This window comes from Pedobacter alpinus (assembly GCF_042684645.1).
Taxonomy (GTDB): Bacteria; Bacteroidota; Bacteroidia; order Sphingobacteriales; family Sphingobacteriaceae; genus Pseudopedobacter; species Pseudopedobacter alpinus.
In genome coordinates this window covers 646,856-662,762 of the sequence record NZ_JBHULV010000008.1, presented here as the reverse complement: position 1 = coordinate 662,762, position 15,907 = coordinate 646,856, and the positions used below count along the sequence as shown (strand labels likewise).

The following is a 15,907-nucleotide window of genomic DNA, read 5'->3' as shown; positions in this document are numbered from 1 at the left end:
AGACTTAAGGCAGGATGGGATAACGACTATCTAATAAAAATCTTTAATCAAATTTAAATGCGTTGACCCTGAGTAAATTCCTTTTCATGATATGAATACATCAAATTTGGCTAAATTTGTAAATTGTTTTATTTCGCTTATTAATGTCGATTTTAAGATTTTTACTATTTCCCCTTTCGTTCATTTACGGGATTGTTACTTATTTAAGAAACAAATTTTACGATTGGGGTATATTTAAAAGTCAAAAATTTAACCTCCCCATTATATCTGTAGGTAATTTGGAAGTCGGTGGTTCTGGCAAAACACCAATGGTAGAATACCTAATTAATCTTTTAAAAAATGATTACAAATTAGCCACACTTAGCCGAGGGTATGGCCGAAAGACTACAGGTTTTAGATGGGTTAAACCCGATGATAATGCCACTTTAACTGGCGATGAACCTTTACAAATAAGTCAGAAATTTACAGATATTAACGTAGCCGTTTGTGAAAACAGAGCGTACGGAATAACAGAAATACAAAAACAGCATCAGCTTATTTTAATGGATGATGCTTTTCAACACCGAGCTGTAAAACCTGGTTTTAGTATCTTATTATTTGATTATCATCAACTACGAAAAACAAAACTTTTATTGCCCGCAGGTAATTACCGCGAGCTTTTTAGCGGACGCAAAAGAGCAAATATTTTAGTGGTTACAAAGTGCCCAAATCAAATCAGCGAAAGCGAAAAACAACATTTAGCAAAAATTGTAAAGCCTTACCCCCACCACAACCTTTTTTTTACTAACATAGTTTACAGCACACATTTAAACCATGTATTTAATAATACTGAATTGGCTATTGATTTAATTTGCAAAAAAACCGCAGTATTATTACTAACTGGTATTGCTAAACCAGAACCATTAATTAACGAGATCAAGAAATACAGTACAAACATATTACATCATGCTTATGCAGACCATCACGCATTTAGCCAAAAAAATATGCTTAAACTTGTAGCAGATTTTGAAGCTTTAAAATCAAATAAAAAAATTATTATTACAACACAAAAAGATGCTGTACGTTTAAGAACGGATAATTTTACAAAACTATTGAACAATCTACCTATTTACGAGTGGCCTATCAATATCAATTTTGTAAACAATACAGCTATCAATTTTGACAATTTAATTAAAGAATATGCTCAATTATATCAGAGAATCAGTTGAATTTATAAAACAAAGAGTAGGTGATTTTAATCCCGAAATAGGAATAATTTTAGGTACTGGCTTAGGCGGTTTGGTTTCAGAAATTGAAATTGAACATCAGTTAATGTATTCTAACATTCCAAATTTCCCAATTTCTACTTTAGAATTTCACTCGGGTAAGTTAATATTTGGCAAACTAGCGGGCAAAAAAGTAGTGGCTATGCAAGGCAGGTTACATTTTTACGAAGGATACAATATGAAACAAATTACTTTTCCGGTAAGGGTTTTAAAAATGTTGGGCATCCAAAAATTGTTTGTTTCTAATGCCAGCGGAGCTTTAAATCCAGCTTATAGAAAGGGTGATTTAATGATTATTGAGGATCATATCAATTTACAGCCAGATAACCCATTAATTGGGACAAACTATCAAGAATTAGGCCCTCGTTTTCCAGATATGAGTGCGCCTTACAATGCCGATTTTATAACCAAAGCACTAGCAATCGCAAAAGAAAAAAATATCACTTGCCACAAGGGAGTGTATGTTTCTGTAACTGGCCCAAATTTAGAAACCAAAGCAGAGTATAAGTATTTGAGAATTATTGGTGCAGATGCTGTTGGAATGAGTACCGTACCAGAAGTTATTGTAGCAAACCACATGGGTTTACCAGTTTTTGCTATTTCGGTTTTAACTGACGAAGGCTTCCCTGAGACTTTGAAAGCAGTATCTGTGGAAGAAATTATTAAAATTGCTACAGAAGCAGAACCTAAAATGACTACAATTTTAAAAGAGCTGATTTTACATTTATAACATTGAAAAAGCATTTTTTAATTTTACTTTTTACTTTTTTAGCTCTCCAAACCTTTGCACAAGTTAGCAGAGAAAGGCCTATGTTTCCAAATAATGGAGGAAACCAGCAGCAGCAACAACAACAAAACGCTGATAATTCAACGGGTGAAGAGAATTTGGACTCGATAAGGGCAAAAATTGAAGCCAAAAAAGATTCAATAGTTTATAATTCAAAATTTATTAAGTACACAAAAATTAATTTTTTAACAGATAGTACGCGTATTTTCGCTTTAGATACCACCATAAAAGATTTTCACAGGTATAAAATAATTGATTTACCAGAAAGCCCTACTCAAAATTTAGGCTTAAATGGTTTAGCTTATCGTAACATGTTGTTTGAACCCGCTAAAACCATAGGTTTTGATGCAGGTTTACATTTTTACGATAGGTATTTATTAAACCCAGAAGATATAAAATACTACAGAGCCCGTACACAATACACAGAAATGTATTATGTTACACCAGCAGGGCGTTTGGCAGAACAAATGTTTCATGTAATACATACACAAAACGTTAAACCCAATTTAAATGTAGGTGCTAGCTATGCAAAAATGGGCTCTAGGTCTTTTTACGGAGCACCGGGTAGGCAAGCAGATGTTTTAGCTGCAAATCATTTAAACGCATCTTTATGGAGTTGGTACGAATCGCCAAATAAAAGATATAATTTATTGGCCAACACTACATTTAACAATTTAAAAGGCTATGATAATGGTTCTATTCTTAACGATTCTATTTTTACCTTTCCCACCAATGTTGAACCAGAATTTGAAGCCGCAAGGTTAAATAATGCTAAACGCAATTTAACAAACAACACCATTTATATTAAACAGTTTTATAACATTGGCAAACAAAGAACCATTGATACTAACGCCGTAGTTTTGCCTACACAAAGAGTAAGCTATAAATTAGCTTATAATAACCAAAAATCTATTTTTGTAAACGAAGGTTTTGACAATTCTGGTTTATTAAAAAATTACTTCATTTACGCAGATTCTTCTCAAACTGCCGATACTACAAACATTAAAAACCTTCAAAACGAATTTAACTATAGCTTTTATTTGCGTGGGAATAGTTTATCTTTTTTACGTAATGAACTTAAAGTAAATGTGGGTTTACAACATGATTATTATGATTACCAACAATTCAATTTCAATACAAAGTTTCAAAATTTAACCCTAAAAGGAGATGCTGATTATAGTTTTAGCGATAAGGCAAATCTTAAATTAAACCTACAACAAATAATACAAGGTCGTAATTTTGGCGATTTTTTGTATGAAGCCAGCTCAGAAATTAAATTAGGGAACAAGATTGGAAGTGTAATTCTATCTGCATACTCCCAAAATCAAAGTCCGGCAATAATTTTTGAACGTCAAATAAGTAACCATTACCAATGGAATTTAAGTTTTGATAAAATTAAAACTCAAAATTTAGCTTTTAGCTACCTTATCCCTAAATACAATTTTAAGGCTAAGGCCGAGTATTTTTTAATAAACAACCATGTGTATTTTGGAGAAGGTGTTGATGGAGATGCTTACCCTAAACAAATTACAAGTAACATAAACATGCTTAAAATAAGTTTAAGAAAAGACTTTAAATTTGGAAAATTCACCTTCGAAAACTTTTTAGTTTACCAAAAAACAGATTTTGAAAGCGTGTTAATGACACCAGAGATTTATACTTTCCATAGTTTTTACATGCACCAAGATTTTTTTAAGGTTTTAAAAACCGAATTTGGGTTTGATGTAAAATATTTTAGCAGTTATACTGCACCATCTTATGCGCCAGGCTTAGCACAATTTTATCAAAAAGGAAACCAACAGTTTAGCAATTTCCCTATTGCTGATGTTTGGATACGTACAAATTGGAAACGAGCAAACCTATTTCTACGTTACGATTATGTAAACAAAGGCTTATTTAACAGCGGTTATTATACCGTTAACAGGTATCCAATGCCTTATTCACTTGCGAAATTTGGGGTAAGCTGGAATTTTTACGATTAATTTTTTTTCTACAATTAAAAAGCGGTAAAAGTTTGGGAAACCTACCGCTTTAACACACCTATTCGAAAATATAAAGACAAATTTGTCTTTGGAGAGAAATTTAAAACATCTTTAAAACGTCTTTAAACATATAAACCACAAAACCTTTAATCAATTTAATGTTGCTTGTTAAACGTATCATGCTACAAATGTGCGAGTTTTTAAGCATAAAGGCATACGTATAATTACGTATTTATGCAAAATACCTAAAAGTGGGTATAAGGTTTTTTCCACATTAGTTCTAAAAAATTGCACATTAGCTAACATCTTCATACTTTAGCAACGATGGAAAATTTTATAGTTTCTGCAAGGAAATACAGACCGGTTTTGTTTGAAAGTGTTGTTGGGCAACTGCATATTACCAACACGCTAAAAAATGCCATCAAAAACAACCAACTTGCACAAGCTTTTTTATTTTGCGGTCCACGAGGCGTAGGTAAAACTACTTGCGCTCGTATTTTAGCAAAAACCATTAACTGCACTAATCTTACGCCACAACATGAAGCTTGTGGAGTTTGCGATTCTTGCATATCTTTCCAAAATGGTAACTCTTTTAACTTTCACGAGCTTGATGCTGCATCTAACAACTCGGTTGATGATATTAGAAATTTAATTGACCAAGTAAGGATACCGCCACAAGCCGGCAAATACAAAGTATATATTATTGATGAGGTACACATGCTTTCCCAAAGTGCCTTTAATGCTTTCTTAAAAACATTAGAAGAACCTCCTTCTTACGCTATTTTTATTTTAGCAACTACAGAAAAACATAAAATTTTACCTACCATTTTATCTCGCTGTCAAATTTTTGACTTTAACAGAATTAAGGTAGAAGATATGGCTAACCATTTGGCCAGCATTGCAAAAAAAGAGGATGTACAATATGATATAGACGGCTTACACCTGATTGCTCAAAAGGCAGATGGAGGTTTAAGAGACGCTTTATCTATGTTTGACCAAATTGTTAGTTTTTCTAACAGGGCATTAAGTTACCAAGCTGTAATTGATAATTTAAATATTTTAGATTACGATTATTATTTTAAACTTACTGATTTATTATTGGCACAAAACACTCCTGGAGCTTTATTGCTTTTTGATGAAATATTAAACAATGGTTTTGATGGTAACCATTTCATTACTGGCTTAGCATCACACTTAAGAAATGTCTTAGTTTGCAAAGATGCCGCAACGGTTAAATTATTAGAAGTTAGCGAAAATATTAAACAAAAATATTTAGAGCAAGCACAGCAATCGCCAGCTTCGTTTTTAATAAGTGCTTTAAACATCAGCAACCAATGCGATTTAAATTATCGTATTAGCAAAAACCAACGTTTACAGGTAGAACTCACACTCATAAAAATAAGTCATTTGGCGCAGGCTTTACAGCTAAGCCAATCAGAAAATGTTCAGCTATTAGCTGAGCAATTAAAAAAAAAACCTAAATCTTTAGCAGAGGAAGAAAGTGTAGCCTACACAAAAACTACTGTTGATAGTCATAAAACACCCGAAAAAACGATTTCAGAAGCTATCCCTGCTCCTTCTAAACCCGTAAATCTACAAAATGGAAATAGTGCAACCATCACTCCGCCTACCATTACGCCCGGAAAATCACTTTTAAGTAATTTAGGTAAAACAACTCTAATCCCTAATTTAAAAGACCCAAATAGTATTAAAACCGAAGCCGAAAAAAATGAGGAAAAGGTAGAAGTTACCGGAGTAGAAAAAAACGATTTTACACAAGAAGATTTCATTAAGCTTTGGGTGCAATACTCGGGTATAATTAAAGCCCAAAACAAAATGAATTTGGCTGCCTTAATGGATAATTATACGCCAAGGTTAAAAGAAAACTTTAAGATTGAAGTACAAGTAGAAAACAAGCTACAAGCAAATGAGTTGGCTATAGAAAAAATAGACTTACTGAACTTTTTAAGATCCCAATTAAAGAACTTTCAAATTTCTATAGAGGCCATAATCACAGAAGCAATACAAGAAAGAAAGCTTTACACCTCTAAAGATAAATACCAACACATGGCAGATAAAAATCCTGCTTTAGATGATTTTAGAAGAACATTTAATTTAGAGTTAGATTAAAAAATCAAAATTTCCTCATTTATACTTCCAATGCCAATCTATTCAAACTTTTAAATTCGTTTTTAAACTTAGCTGGAGCTAAAATTACTTGAGTTACGGACGATAATTTGAGCATCTTAAGCAATTTATATCCTTTTAAAGCCCCCCAAAAATACACCTGTTGTTTCAAACTTAAGAGTTCTACAACCTTTGGCGGACAAATTTTTGCCTGTACTTGTTTTAATAAGTGATACCTTATAAAACCCAAATGTTTATGATATTGCTGATATAAGTCTCTGCTAAAATTAGAGGCTATTAAATGCTCTGACAATTGATTCGCTCGGGCCAATTCCCATTCCTGATAGTTAGAAGGTAAATCAGATAAATTCATGTGAATTCCCATGGCTAAAAAGACCTCAAAAACTTCTTCTTTTTCTGTGTAAGTCAAGGGTTTTTTGAGCACTTCGTAAGCTTTAATGCTATAATCTATTAACATGTACAAAACGCTACAATAAGCCCAATTGGGAATTTGTGCGCCTCTTTTATTTTCTACTGAAGTATGAATAGCGGTAATTTGTTGTATGGCAGCCACAGCAATTTTTTGCTCTGAAAACACAATTTTTTGCGCATACGTAACTGTAGAAAATAACCGCCCAATTGGGTTTGCGGGCAGTTTACCTGTAAAATAAAGCCAATCGACCGCTTTGTTGAGGGCAAACTCCGCAGATGCTCCAGCAAAAATGAACAAAATCACATCGCTATCGCTCCATATTTTTCTAACGATAGAGTTTTTAGCTACAAAGTATTCCATATTTTATTTTTTGATCTTCTGTTAATGAAAGTTTCCACTATCAAAACGAAGGCAATTCCTAAAGTGTACATCAATAAATCGATAACAGAAAAGTAAGTTCCAATAATGATGGTTGCCAGTTGATGATTTTCTAAACCCAAAATTTTTACCAGCTCAAAATATTGTGCAATTTCTATCAAATAAGAAAATAACAAAACACTGAGAGCAATAAGCAGTATTTTATTTTTGATGAAACTCTTTACCATGCAGTAAAGCAAAATAACCACCAAAAAATCTCCTAAAAATGGACGAACAAAATTATCATGAACATAAATTGCAATTAAAATTTCTGTGATTAATAGGAAGAGAAATCCTAAAAAATAATTGAGGTTAAATTTAAACATGAGGTTTGATTAATTATTTAACATTAATTTTAAAGGAGCGAAATTATCCGCTCCTTTAAAAAATTTACACCACTTCTTTCTTATTCCAATCTATTTTGCCAGATAAAAACATTAAAAGGGCTACCACCACAAATAATGCAATACTGCCAGAAAGTAAAGCCAAGTCTTGCAACTGAATGATCACAAAAATAAACCCGTAAATAACACTTAAAATGGTAGAAAAAAGCAATGCCGGTTTTACAGCTTTCATTAAACTTTTAACAAAACTGCCAATTAAAACTATTGTGCTTACAGACGCAATTAAATAAGCATAATTGAAACCTACTTGTTCTCCAAAAGCAAGCAATAAAGTATAATAAACAATCATTGCAGCACTAATTAAAACGTATTGTAATAAATGAATTTTCCTCTTTTGGATAAACTCCATAAAAAACAAGGCAATAAATGTGAGCATAATAATCAGTATAGCATATTTTGCTGTACGCATGGTTTTTTGATACTGATCTACCGGAAGTATAAATTTAACTCCAAAAATACTGTCGTCAATATTATCTGTAGCAACATCTACAACATTATTACTGTCCCCCTTTGTAATAATTCTTCTTTCTCCTTCCCATTGTTGTGGGTAGTTTCTGTTAAAATATGATAAATTCCAATCGGCAGTAAAACCTCCATCTTTAAAGCTTCGGTTGTCTGGCGAATATCTTCCTATAAAGCTAGGGTCGGCCCAGTTTCCTGTTAATTTAATTTTTGTGTTTTTACCGATATGCAAAAAATTTAGCTCTTCACTCCCTTTTAAATCTAAAACTAAGCTAAAATCTAATTTCGAAGATTTTAGTTTGCTCAAATCTGGCGATATACTTAAATTATTATCAAAAAGATCCTCAGTTATAAAATCGGGTTCAACTTCATAAGTATTGCCACCTATTTTAACTTGAGGGTTGTTTTTCAATCCCTTTAAATCGCTTATCCCGATAAACACTTTGGCTTTATCCCACAGAATTTTTTCTGGATTTATACCCGATTTTTTGAGCTCTAATTCACTAAAACTTCCATTTACCGTAATTTTGGAAGTATAAACCACACTCTCAAAAATGCCTCTATGTAATTTGGTTGGTTTAACCTCTGCATCCATATTTAGGTTTTCTGGTAAAATATGAATGGTAGCAATTACTTCTTTTACTGTAGCAGTTTTGCTTTTATCATTTGCTATTTCTACAATTGTTTTTTTGTATGGAATAACCAATACTGGGCCTTCAATTAATTGCTTACCCGACCAATCATTTGCAATTTCTTTGTTAATTTCTGTTTGCCTTTCTTGCCTTTCACTTATTAAATCCTGAATCCAAAAATTAGGGATTAACAAAATAAGTGTTAAAAAGCCAATAAGGGCTAACTTTAGGATAACTGATCCACCAAACCAATTTCCGCTTTCTGAGTTCAATTCTATTTTCATATTTTATAATTACTTTAAAGTTTATATTTAAGATTAGATGATTAAAAAATTAATTTCCTGCTAGAGGCGTATTAAAAATACCAACTGCTAATTCGGCCCAAATCAGTAAAAAGACAAATACTACAACTATACAAAGCATAACTCTAAACTTGTTTTGTTTTACAATTCTGAGTATCATTTCACACAATAATGCGGTGCCAGATAATAATATGGCCATCACTGTAAAATCAGTAAAGTCCCAGTTAACTTCTGTTGTAAACTGCATAGCAACTAATGGAATTAATAATAAGCCGTTTGCACCTAAAAGGAATACAATTAATCTTTTGTCTTCTGTTTTCATTTTTATAAATTTAAAAGTACTTTGCATTTCAAAGTAAATGGGTAAAAAAAATTATTTCTGTTGTTTTATTAAATTCTCTAAAGCTTCTAAGTGTTTTTTAAAGGCTTGTTTGCCCAATGCCGATGCTTCATATTGGGTATTAGGTTTACGGCCAATGAAACTTTTGGTAATAATAATGTATTCCTCTTTCTCTAGTGCTTTTAAATGCGATGCTAGATTGCCATCCGTAACATCCAAAAGCTCTTTAAGCGAATTAAAATCATAGTATTCATTTGCTACCAACACGCTCATAATTTGCAAGCGTAATCGGTTTTCAAATGCTTTATTAAATTGATCAAAAATTTTCACTGCTTGTATTTAAAATGCATAATGCTACCATAAACAATATGCAAAACCCCAAAACCAAAAGCCCAAAACAAAATACCATATCCTTGAAAAGCAAGTGCCAACAAGCCCAAAATAATTTCGCAAAAGCCTAACCATTTAATATCTGTAAATGTAAAATGACTTGCAGAAACTAATGCCAAGCCATAAAATAATAAACTTGCTGAGGCCAAAATACCAAACTGCCCTTTAACTAAAAGAATAAGGATAAATAAACCACCAGCTACTAAAGGAATAGCCATGTTTACCAATAGTTTTTTACTTATTGGATTCCATATCCTCTCCCCTTTTTTATTGGCCTGCTTAATTGTTAAATAAATGCCTGTAATGATAGAAAACACCAAAACCACTATTGCAATCATTACCAGTTGCAACATTACATCATATTCTAATAAATAAACTTTACGAGCATCAAAGCTTAAATTGTTAAAAAAAACAATTTTGTGAGCTAAGTAAGCACCAATTAAAGCATAAATACCTGCCATAATACCAGACATGCCGCTCAAAGAAATAAATTTGCTGGAACGTTCCATCAAATTACGGATTGAGCTTAGCTCAGCTTGAATATCTTTTTCTTCCATTTTAAAAGAACTTTGAGATACAAAGTAAAATAATAAAAATTGTATCCGCAAGAAATTGTGTTAAAATATTTTTTATCCGAAGTAATTTGAGCGTATTGGCGATTTAGAATTTATAAAATCGGATTTTTTAAGTTTTGGACAGTATGAGTTTCTGTAAACCGCATAAAAAAAGGAGTTACAATTTAATGTAACTCCTTTTTTTTAGTGTGGGAGATACTGGGTTCGAACCAGTGACCCCCTGCTTGTAAGGCAGGTGCTCTGAACCAGCTGAGCTAATCTCCCTTTGGGCAATCTTTAACAATGTTTTTGTTGTTGATTGGGATTGCAAAAGTAGAGTTTAAATTTATATTTCCAAAAAATATTAGAAAAAAATTCAACAAAAAACACACCTACAAGCTTAACTTTCTATTTATCAATAAATTAAATTTTAAATTAATACAAAATAAAAATAGGTTTTATTTAGATAAGTCAAAATTACCATAAAATAAAGATGAAATGTAAAAATTGAAGCTTTTGATTTTCTAAGAGCCTGTTTAAATTTGTATTGCAAAAATGTTTATTACTTATTTTTGAGCGAAACGAGCCGAATTTTATAGAGAGAGCCGGAAGCTATCTCGAAAAATTTAACGAAGTTGTAACCTAAAGATGCACAAACAAATTATTAGATAAATTTTAAACAGGCTCTAAATGTTGAATATTATTTTTCAACCAAGTTTGATAAGCTATCTTTGTGAAAAATAATTGAAATGAAAATTTTAACCAAACCGTACATCATTTTTTTCTGCATTGTATTGGTGGTATCGCCGTTAATTGGTGTTTTAATAATGAAAGAAGAGTTTAATGCTACTTTTATTGCCAGAGCAATTTTTACAGCAACAGTAAGTACGGTATTGTATTTTATACTTAAACGAAGAATGCGAAGGGGAAATTAACTACAAAAACACAATTTCTTGTACTACCTCTGCACCTGCTTTTGCATTCAAGTTTGAGATAATTTGAGCTCTCATTATAGTTAATTCGTTTTTAACAACAGAAGATTCAATTCTTACAAAAAGTTTTTTTTCTCTAATAAAAATTTCTTTAGTACGGTTTGCTACTGCTTTACCAACTACAGCTTCCCAAGACTCTACAGCAAAAGTTTCATCAAACTTATTTTTAAGTTTATAAACTTTTAGCATTTGCGCCATCGCTTCCTTCAATGTTTTATCATTATCTCTACTCATGGCTTATGGTTCCGTTATCAATCTGGAATAAATTAAGATTTGTACCAATATTTTCAAAAACAGATTTCACCCTTTCGCTGTTGGTATCAGTAATAAAAATTTGTCCAAAATCATCTTCTGATACCATTTTCATTAATTTGGTAATTCTCAAATCGTCCAGTTTATCAAAAATATCATCTAACAATAAAAGCGGTTTAAATCCTTTTTCTTGGTAAATAAAAGAGTATTTAGCCAATTTTAAAGCAATTAGAAAAGATTTTTGCTGCCCCTGAGAACCAAACTTTTTAAGTGGCATGTTTGCATGTACCTGAAAAATCAAATCGTCTTTATGAATACCTAAACTTGTACGCTGTAAAACGCGGTCTTTTTCTAAACTCTTTTTAATAATACTAGCGAAACTATCATTTAACAAAGGCGATTCATAAACTAATTCAACCTGCTCTGCTCCTTCTGTTAAATATTGATAATGTTGATTAAAAACGGGCGTAAAAATTTGCATAAAAGCTTTTCGCTTTTCAAATATTTTGTTGCCAGAAACTATCAGTTGGTCGTCAAAAATCTCTAATAATGTTGGGTCATACTTACCTGTATCTGCAATTTGCTTTAATAAAGCATTTCTATTTTGTAGCGCTTTATTATAAATAATTAATTCATCAAGGTAGTTTGCATCGGTTAAAGAAATAACAGTATCAATAAATTTTCTGCGCTCTTCACTTCCTTCTAAAATTAAAGAAATATCATTTGGCGAAATCATTACCAAAGGAAATAAACCAATATGGTCTGCTAATCGTTGGTACTCTTTTTTATTTCGTTTAAACTGTTTCTTCTGATTTTTTTTTACACCACAAGCAATCAACTCGTTCTCGCTATTTTTCTCAAACAAACCTTGCAGCATAAACAAATCTCTATCTGTTTTAATTTGCTGGCTATCTATTGGGTTAAAATAGCTTTTACATAAAGATAGGTAATGTATTGCATCTAATAAGTTTGTTTTGCCTGCGCCATTATTACCAGTAAAGGCATTGGCTCCGTCAACAAAAATAAGTTCAGCTTCGTCGTAATTTTTAAAATTTACTAACGATAGTTTCTTGAGATACATGGTGCTAAATTATAAAAAACAAGTGGTGTTTACTTTGTGAAAAGTATTTTAAGAGAAATAAAATGCAATAAATTAAATAAAAATCGGCTTTTAATTTAGTTTAAATGATGCTTATTGCATTATATAATAATATTTTAAATAATTGGTTGTTGTTTTTAATGAAAACACTATTTTTGCAATCTTTAATTAAACCCAAAAATGTCAAATACACAAACCGATCAAGTATCAGAATTATCAGGATCTATGGGTAAAACCGGAGATTTTATACAAGAGAATAAAAAAAGTTTGATAGTTATAGCTGCTACCATATTAGGTTTAGTAGTATTATTTTTTGCTTATCAAAAATTCTATTTAGCTCCAAGAGAAACTGAAGCTATAAATCAAATGTTTAAAGCGCAACAATATTGGGAGCAAAAAAACTGGGATAAAGCAATAAAAGGTGATGGTAACTTCCCTGGGTTTGAAAAAATTATTGAAGATTATGACAATACAAAATCTGCAAATTTAGCCTACTATTATGTTGGTGTAGCTTATTTGAATAAAGGAGAATACCAAAAAGCAGCAGAAAGTTTAACCAAATACAATGGTTCTGATGTTATTCTTGCTCCAGAAGCTTTAGGTGCAGCTGGTGATGCTTATGTTGAGCTTAAGGACTACGATCAAGCAATTGTATTTTACAAAAAAGCAAGCGCTAAAGGCGATAATCTTTTTGCGGCACCAATTTATCTTAAAAAATTGGGTTTAGTTTACGAAGAGCAAAAAGATTTTAAAGCTGCCGTAGATACTTACACAAAAATTAAAACAGATTACCCAGAAAGCGCTGCTGCAAGTACAATTGATATGTATATTGCAAGAGCAGAAGGTAAATTATAATCAATAAAACATTAAAATTTAAAGGTTAGTTGGCAAACAGCTAGCCTTTTTTTATTTAAAATTATGGCTACAAACCTTAAAAATCTTTCAGACTTTTCTCATACCACAGTACCATCGGGCAAACCTTATAAATTTGGAATTGTGGTTGCCGCTTGGAATGCAGAAGTAACTGGCGCATTATATCGCGGTGCTTACGATTCTTTAATTAAACATGGTGTAACTGAAGAAAACATCACCTCTGTAGAAGTTGCAGGAAGTTTTGAATTAATTGCCGGTGCAGATTTAATGCTAAGCAATAAAGAATTAGATGCAGTTATAACTTTAGGTTGCGTAATTCAAGGCGAAACGCGTCATTTTGATTTTATTTGTAACGCAGTAGCAAACGGAATAGCGAATGTAGGTATAAAGCATACTAAGCCAGTTATTTTTGGCGTTTTAACAACTGACAATCAAGAACAAGCCTTAGATAGAGCGGGTGGAAAACATGGAAATAAAGGAGATGAAGCAGCTATAACTGCAATAAAAATGGCTGCATTTACAAGTAACTTGTAATAAGCTAAATTTACATTTGTTAGTTTGTTTATAAAATTGCAGGTTTTATTCAAATAATATTTAACTAACTTAGCTTAAGTTTTTTGGAACTTTAAAATTTAACGGTCGTAATAGATGTTTATACATTTATTACGTTAATCTCAAAATAATGAAAAAGATAATTTATGTTTTATTAGCAGTTACAGTTTTAGGTACAGTTTTACCAGCTTGTAGTTCAAAACTTTGCCCAGCTTATAACTCTTACCCACAATCTAAAGGAAGAAGATAAACTCTTCCATTCTTTCTTATTAAATCATTTATGAAAAAGCTACTATTTTTGTGTGCTTTTCTTTTTTCTTTTATTTCTTTGGTAAATGCGCAAAGCAAGGCAGAGATTTTTGAGAAAGTATGGAAAGCCGTTGGAGGTAAATCTACTTTCGAGAAATCCAGATATTTAGAATTTGATTTCGCTGCTGAGCGTAACGGAAAATCAAATCAACCAAGAAAACATTTTTGGGATAGATACACTGGAGATTATCGTTTAGAAATGCCCCAGTCAGACGGCAAAAAAATGGTAGTTTTGTTTAACACCAACACTCAAAAAGGAAAAGCTTATGAAAATGGCATTTTAGTTCCTGATTCTTTAAACAATCAATTAGTAAAAAGAGCTTACGCATCTTTTATAAATGATACTTATTGGTTAATTACACCAGTAAAGTTAGAAGATCCTGGAGTTAACACCAATTTAGAAGCAGATGAACTTATAAACGGAATTAACTGCCACACCATTCACTTAAATTTTGACAAAGTAGGTTTAACACCAGGGGACCAATATTGGTTATATGTTAATGATAAAACAGGCGAGGTGGTAAGATGGAAATTCTTATTACAAAAACAGCAAAATACATCTGTTTTTGATTGGACACCTTATCAGGATTTAGGAAACGGATTAAAATTATCTACTAGAAAAACAAATTTGGCTAATCAAAGTAGTATTTATTTCCCTGTGGCAAGGGTTTTGGATACATTAGATAAAAATACATTTACAAAACCATGAATTGGATTAAATTAGAAGATATTTCTCAGTTAAATGAGGTTAAAGCAAATGCGGGTTACAGCGTAATATTTAAACACAGTACTAGATGCTCTATAAGTATGATGGCAAAAAAAAGAGTGGATATGGATTTGGATGATTTGCCAGAAACCGTTAAACCTTATTTTTTAGATTTAATTGCATATAGAGAAATCTCCAACCAAATAGCAGAAGTTTTTAGTGTTCATCACGAATCGCCTCAGTTATTATTAATAAAAGACGGTGAATGTATTTTAGACCAATCTCACGGAGATATTTCTATAGAAGAAACATTAGAATTAATTAAATAAAATGCAGAAAAGCTCCGGAAAGGAGCTTTTTTTATTTACAGATGAATCATTAATTCTTACCATCCAAAATTTATTGGTTTCTTAATATCTGGGTGCAAACTAAAATGTACCGGACAAGTCAAAGCAGCATTTTCCAAAATTTTCTTTTGTTTATCGCTGTATTCGTCTTTTTTAGGAAAAGTAAAGTTTACATGTATTTCTGTTACTCTCCTTGGTTCAATACCCATTACTTTGGTAACTTCTGCACTTGCGCCGTTAATATCAATATCATGAGTACGGGCTGCAATCCCCATAATGGTAAACATACAACTTGCTAGAGAAGTAGCTAATAAATCTGTTGGAGAAAAAGCTTCTCCTTTACCTTGGTTATCAGTTGGTGCATCTGTAATAATCTGTACAGATGATTGCAAATGTGTTGCTGTGGCTCTTAAACCACCGTTGTATATCACTTTTGAAGTTGCCATATTTTGTTTTTGAATCTCAAATTTAATATAATATTTTTTGCCTCAATGTAAACTTTAATTAATATCTTAAATTATATACACTTTCATACCTCACCATATAAATTTGGACTTTTTGCTAAACACCAAAATGTTTTATAGAATATATACCAAGTTGTTTTTGAGAGTTTTAAGTTTGAACTTAAATTCGCTACTTTGTGGATATTAAATTGTTAATCAAGTTTTTTATAATCATTTCT

The 15,907-nt window shown here is 31.6% G+C and carries 18 protein-coding genes and 1 tRNA gene; 9 read left to right on the top strand and 10 right to left on the bottom strand.

The window, feature by feature from the left end; all coding sequences use genetic code 11:
* Positions 1 to 143: 143 nt before the first annotated feature.
* From lpxK to ACFSSE_RS04120, 4 genes are all read left to right on the top strand, one after another.
* Positions 144 to 1,208: a tetraacyldisaccharide 4'-kinase gene (lpxK, locus tag ACFSSE_RS04135; protein ID WP_379041311.1), complete on the top strand. Its 1,065-nt coding sequence runs from the start codon at positions 144 to 146 to the stop codon at positions 1,206 to 1,208.
* Positions 1,180 to 1,995 carry a purine-nucleoside phosphorylase gene (locus ACFSSE_RS04130; RefSeq protein ID WP_379041310.1) on the top strand — a complete coding sequence of 272 codons (816 nt, stop codon included), beginning with the start codon at positions 1,180 to 1,182 and terminating at the stop codon, positions 1,993 to 1,995. The genes lpxK and ACFSSE_RS04130 overlap by 29 nt, the downstream gene beginning before the upstream one ends.
* 2 nt (positions 1,996 to 1,997) lie before the next feature.
* Positions 1,998 to 4,034 carry a putative porin gene (locus ACFSSE_RS04125; protein WP_379041309.1) on the top strand — a complete coding sequence of 679 codons (2,037 nt, stop codon included), beginning with the start codon at positions 1,998 to 2,000 and terminating at the stop codon, positions 4,032 to 4,034.
* Between the two features lie 324 nt (positions 4,035 to 4,358).
* Positions 4,359 to 6,164: a DNA polymerase III subunit gamma/tau gene (locus ACFSSE_RS04120; RefSeq protein WP_379041308.1), complete on the top strand. Its 1,806-nt coding sequence runs from the start codon at positions 4,359 to 4,361 to the stop codon at positions 6,162 to 6,164.
* A gap of 19 nt (positions 6,165 to 6,183) precedes the next feature.
* Here the strand turns inward: ACFSSE_RS04120 and ACFSSE_RS04115 are convergent, their stop codons facing one another.
* The 7 genes from ACFSSE_RS04115 to ACFSSE_RS04085 form a co-directional block, all read right to left on the bottom strand.
* Entirely contained in the window at positions 6,184 to 6,954 is a 771-nt protein-coding gene (locus ACFSSE_RS04115) for an oxygenase MpaB family protein (protein ID WP_379041307.1), read from the bottom strand.
* Complete coding sequence (locus ACFSSE_RS04110; RefSeq protein ID WP_379041306.1) at positions 6,939 to 7,337, bottom strand: ribosomal maturation YjgA family protein; 399 nt, start codon at positions 7,335 to 7,337, stop codon at positions 6,939 to 6,941. Before ACFSSE_RS04110 ends, ACFSSE_RS04115 begins: the two co-directional genes overlap by 16 nt.
* Positions 7,338 to 7,401: 64 nt before the next feature.
* Positions 7,402 to 8,793, bottom strand: coding sequence for a cell envelope integrity protein CreD (gene creD, locus ACFSSE_RS04105; RefSeq protein WP_379041305.1), 1,392 nt, complete (start codon positions 8,791 to 8,793; stop codon positions 7,402 to 7,404).
* 49 nt (positions 8,794 to 8,842) lie between these two features.
* Positions 8,843 to 9,133, bottom strand: a complete 291-nt coding sequence (locus tag ACFSSE_RS04100; protein WP_379041304.1) for a hypothetical protein — start codon at positions 9,131 to 9,133, stop codon at positions 8,843 to 8,845.
* 51 nt (positions 9,134 to 9,184) lie between these two features.
* Entirely contained in the window at positions 9,185 to 9,481 is a 297-nt protein-coding gene (locus ACFSSE_RS04095; RefSeq protein WP_379041303.1) for a winged helix-turn-helix domain-containing protein, read from the bottom strand.
* On the bottom strand, positions 9,478 to 10,098 hold the full coding sequence (locus tag ACFSSE_RS04090; protein ID WP_379041302.1) for a hypothetical protein: 621 nt from the start codon (positions 10,096 to 10,098) through the stop codon (positions 9,478 to 9,480). Before ACFSSE_RS04090 ends, ACFSSE_RS04095 begins: the two co-directional genes overlap by 4 nt.
* A gap of 207 nt (positions 10,099 to 10,305) precedes the next feature.
* Positions 10,306 to 10,380, bottom strand: a tRNA-Val gene (locus ACFSSE_RS04085).
* Between the two features lie 464 nt (positions 10,381 to 10,844).
* On the opposite strand from ACFSSE_RS04085, the gene ACFSSE_RS04080 reads away from it, so the two are divergent.
* Positions 10,845 to 11,030: a hypothetical protein gene (locus ACFSSE_RS04080; protein ID WP_379041301.1), complete on the top strand. Its 186-nt coding sequence runs from the start codon at positions 10,845 to 10,847 to the stop codon at positions 11,028 to 11,030.
* Here the strand turns inward: ACFSSE_RS04080 and ACFSSE_RS04075 are convergent, their stop codons facing one another.
* Positions 11,031 to 11,321 carry a DUF721 domain-containing protein gene (locus ACFSSE_RS04075; RefSeq protein WP_379041300.1) on the bottom strand — a complete coding sequence of 97 codons (291 nt, stop codon included), beginning with the start codon at positions 11,319 to 11,321 and terminating at the stop codon, positions 11,031 to 11,033.
* A complete protein-coding gene (gene recF / locus ACFSSE_RS04070; protein WP_379041299.1) occupies positions 11,314 to 12,420 on the bottom strand; it encodes a DNA replication/repair protein RecF in 1,107 nt (368 codons plus the stop codon). The genes ACFSSE_RS04075 and recF overlap by 8 nt, the downstream gene beginning before the upstream one ends.
* A 198-nt stretch (positions 12,421 to 12,618) precedes the next feature.
* Here recF and ACFSSE_RS04065 point away from each other — a divergent pair, with 198 nt between their 5' ends.
* The 4 genes from ACFSSE_RS04065 (at position 12,619) to ytxJ (ending at position 15,207) form a co-directional block, all read left to right on the top strand.
* On the top strand, positions 12,619 to 13,293 hold the full coding sequence (locus ACFSSE_RS04065; protein WP_379041298.1) for a tetratricopeptide repeat protein: 675 nt from the start codon (positions 12,619 to 12,621) through the stop codon (positions 13,291 to 13,293).
* Between the two features lie 63 nt (positions 13,294 to 13,356).
* Positions 13,357 to 13,845 carry a 6,7-dimethyl-8-ribityllumazine synthase gene (gene ribH, locus ACFSSE_RS04060; RefSeq protein WP_379041297.1) on the top strand — a complete coding sequence of 163 codons (489 nt, stop codon included), beginning with the start codon at positions 13,357 to 13,359 and terminating at the stop codon, positions 13,843 to 13,845.
* 298 nt (positions 13,846 to 14,143) lie between these two features.
* Positions 14,144 to 14,881 (top strand): hypothetical protein, encoded by a 738-nt coding sequence (locus ACFSSE_RS04055; protein WP_379041296.1) that lies wholly within the window; start codon positions 14,144 to 14,146, stop codon positions 14,879 to 14,881.
* Positions 14,878 to 15,207, top strand: a complete 330-nt coding sequence (gene ytxJ / locus ACFSSE_RS04050; RefSeq protein ID WP_379041295.1) for a bacillithiol system redox-active protein YtxJ — start codon at positions 14,878 to 14,880, stop codon at positions 15,205 to 15,207. Before ACFSSE_RS04055 ends, ytxJ begins: the two co-directional genes overlap by 4 nt.
* Positions 15,208 to 15,263: 56 nt before the next feature.
* Here the strand turns inward: ytxJ and ACFSSE_RS04045 are convergent, their stop codons facing one another.
* On the bottom strand, positions 15,264 to 15,671 hold the full coding sequence (locus ACFSSE_RS04045; protein ID WP_379041294.1) for an OsmC family protein: 408 nt from the start codon (positions 15,669 to 15,671) through the stop codon (positions 15,264 to 15,266).
* Between the last annotated feature and the right edge of the window lie 236 nt (positions 15,672 to 15,907).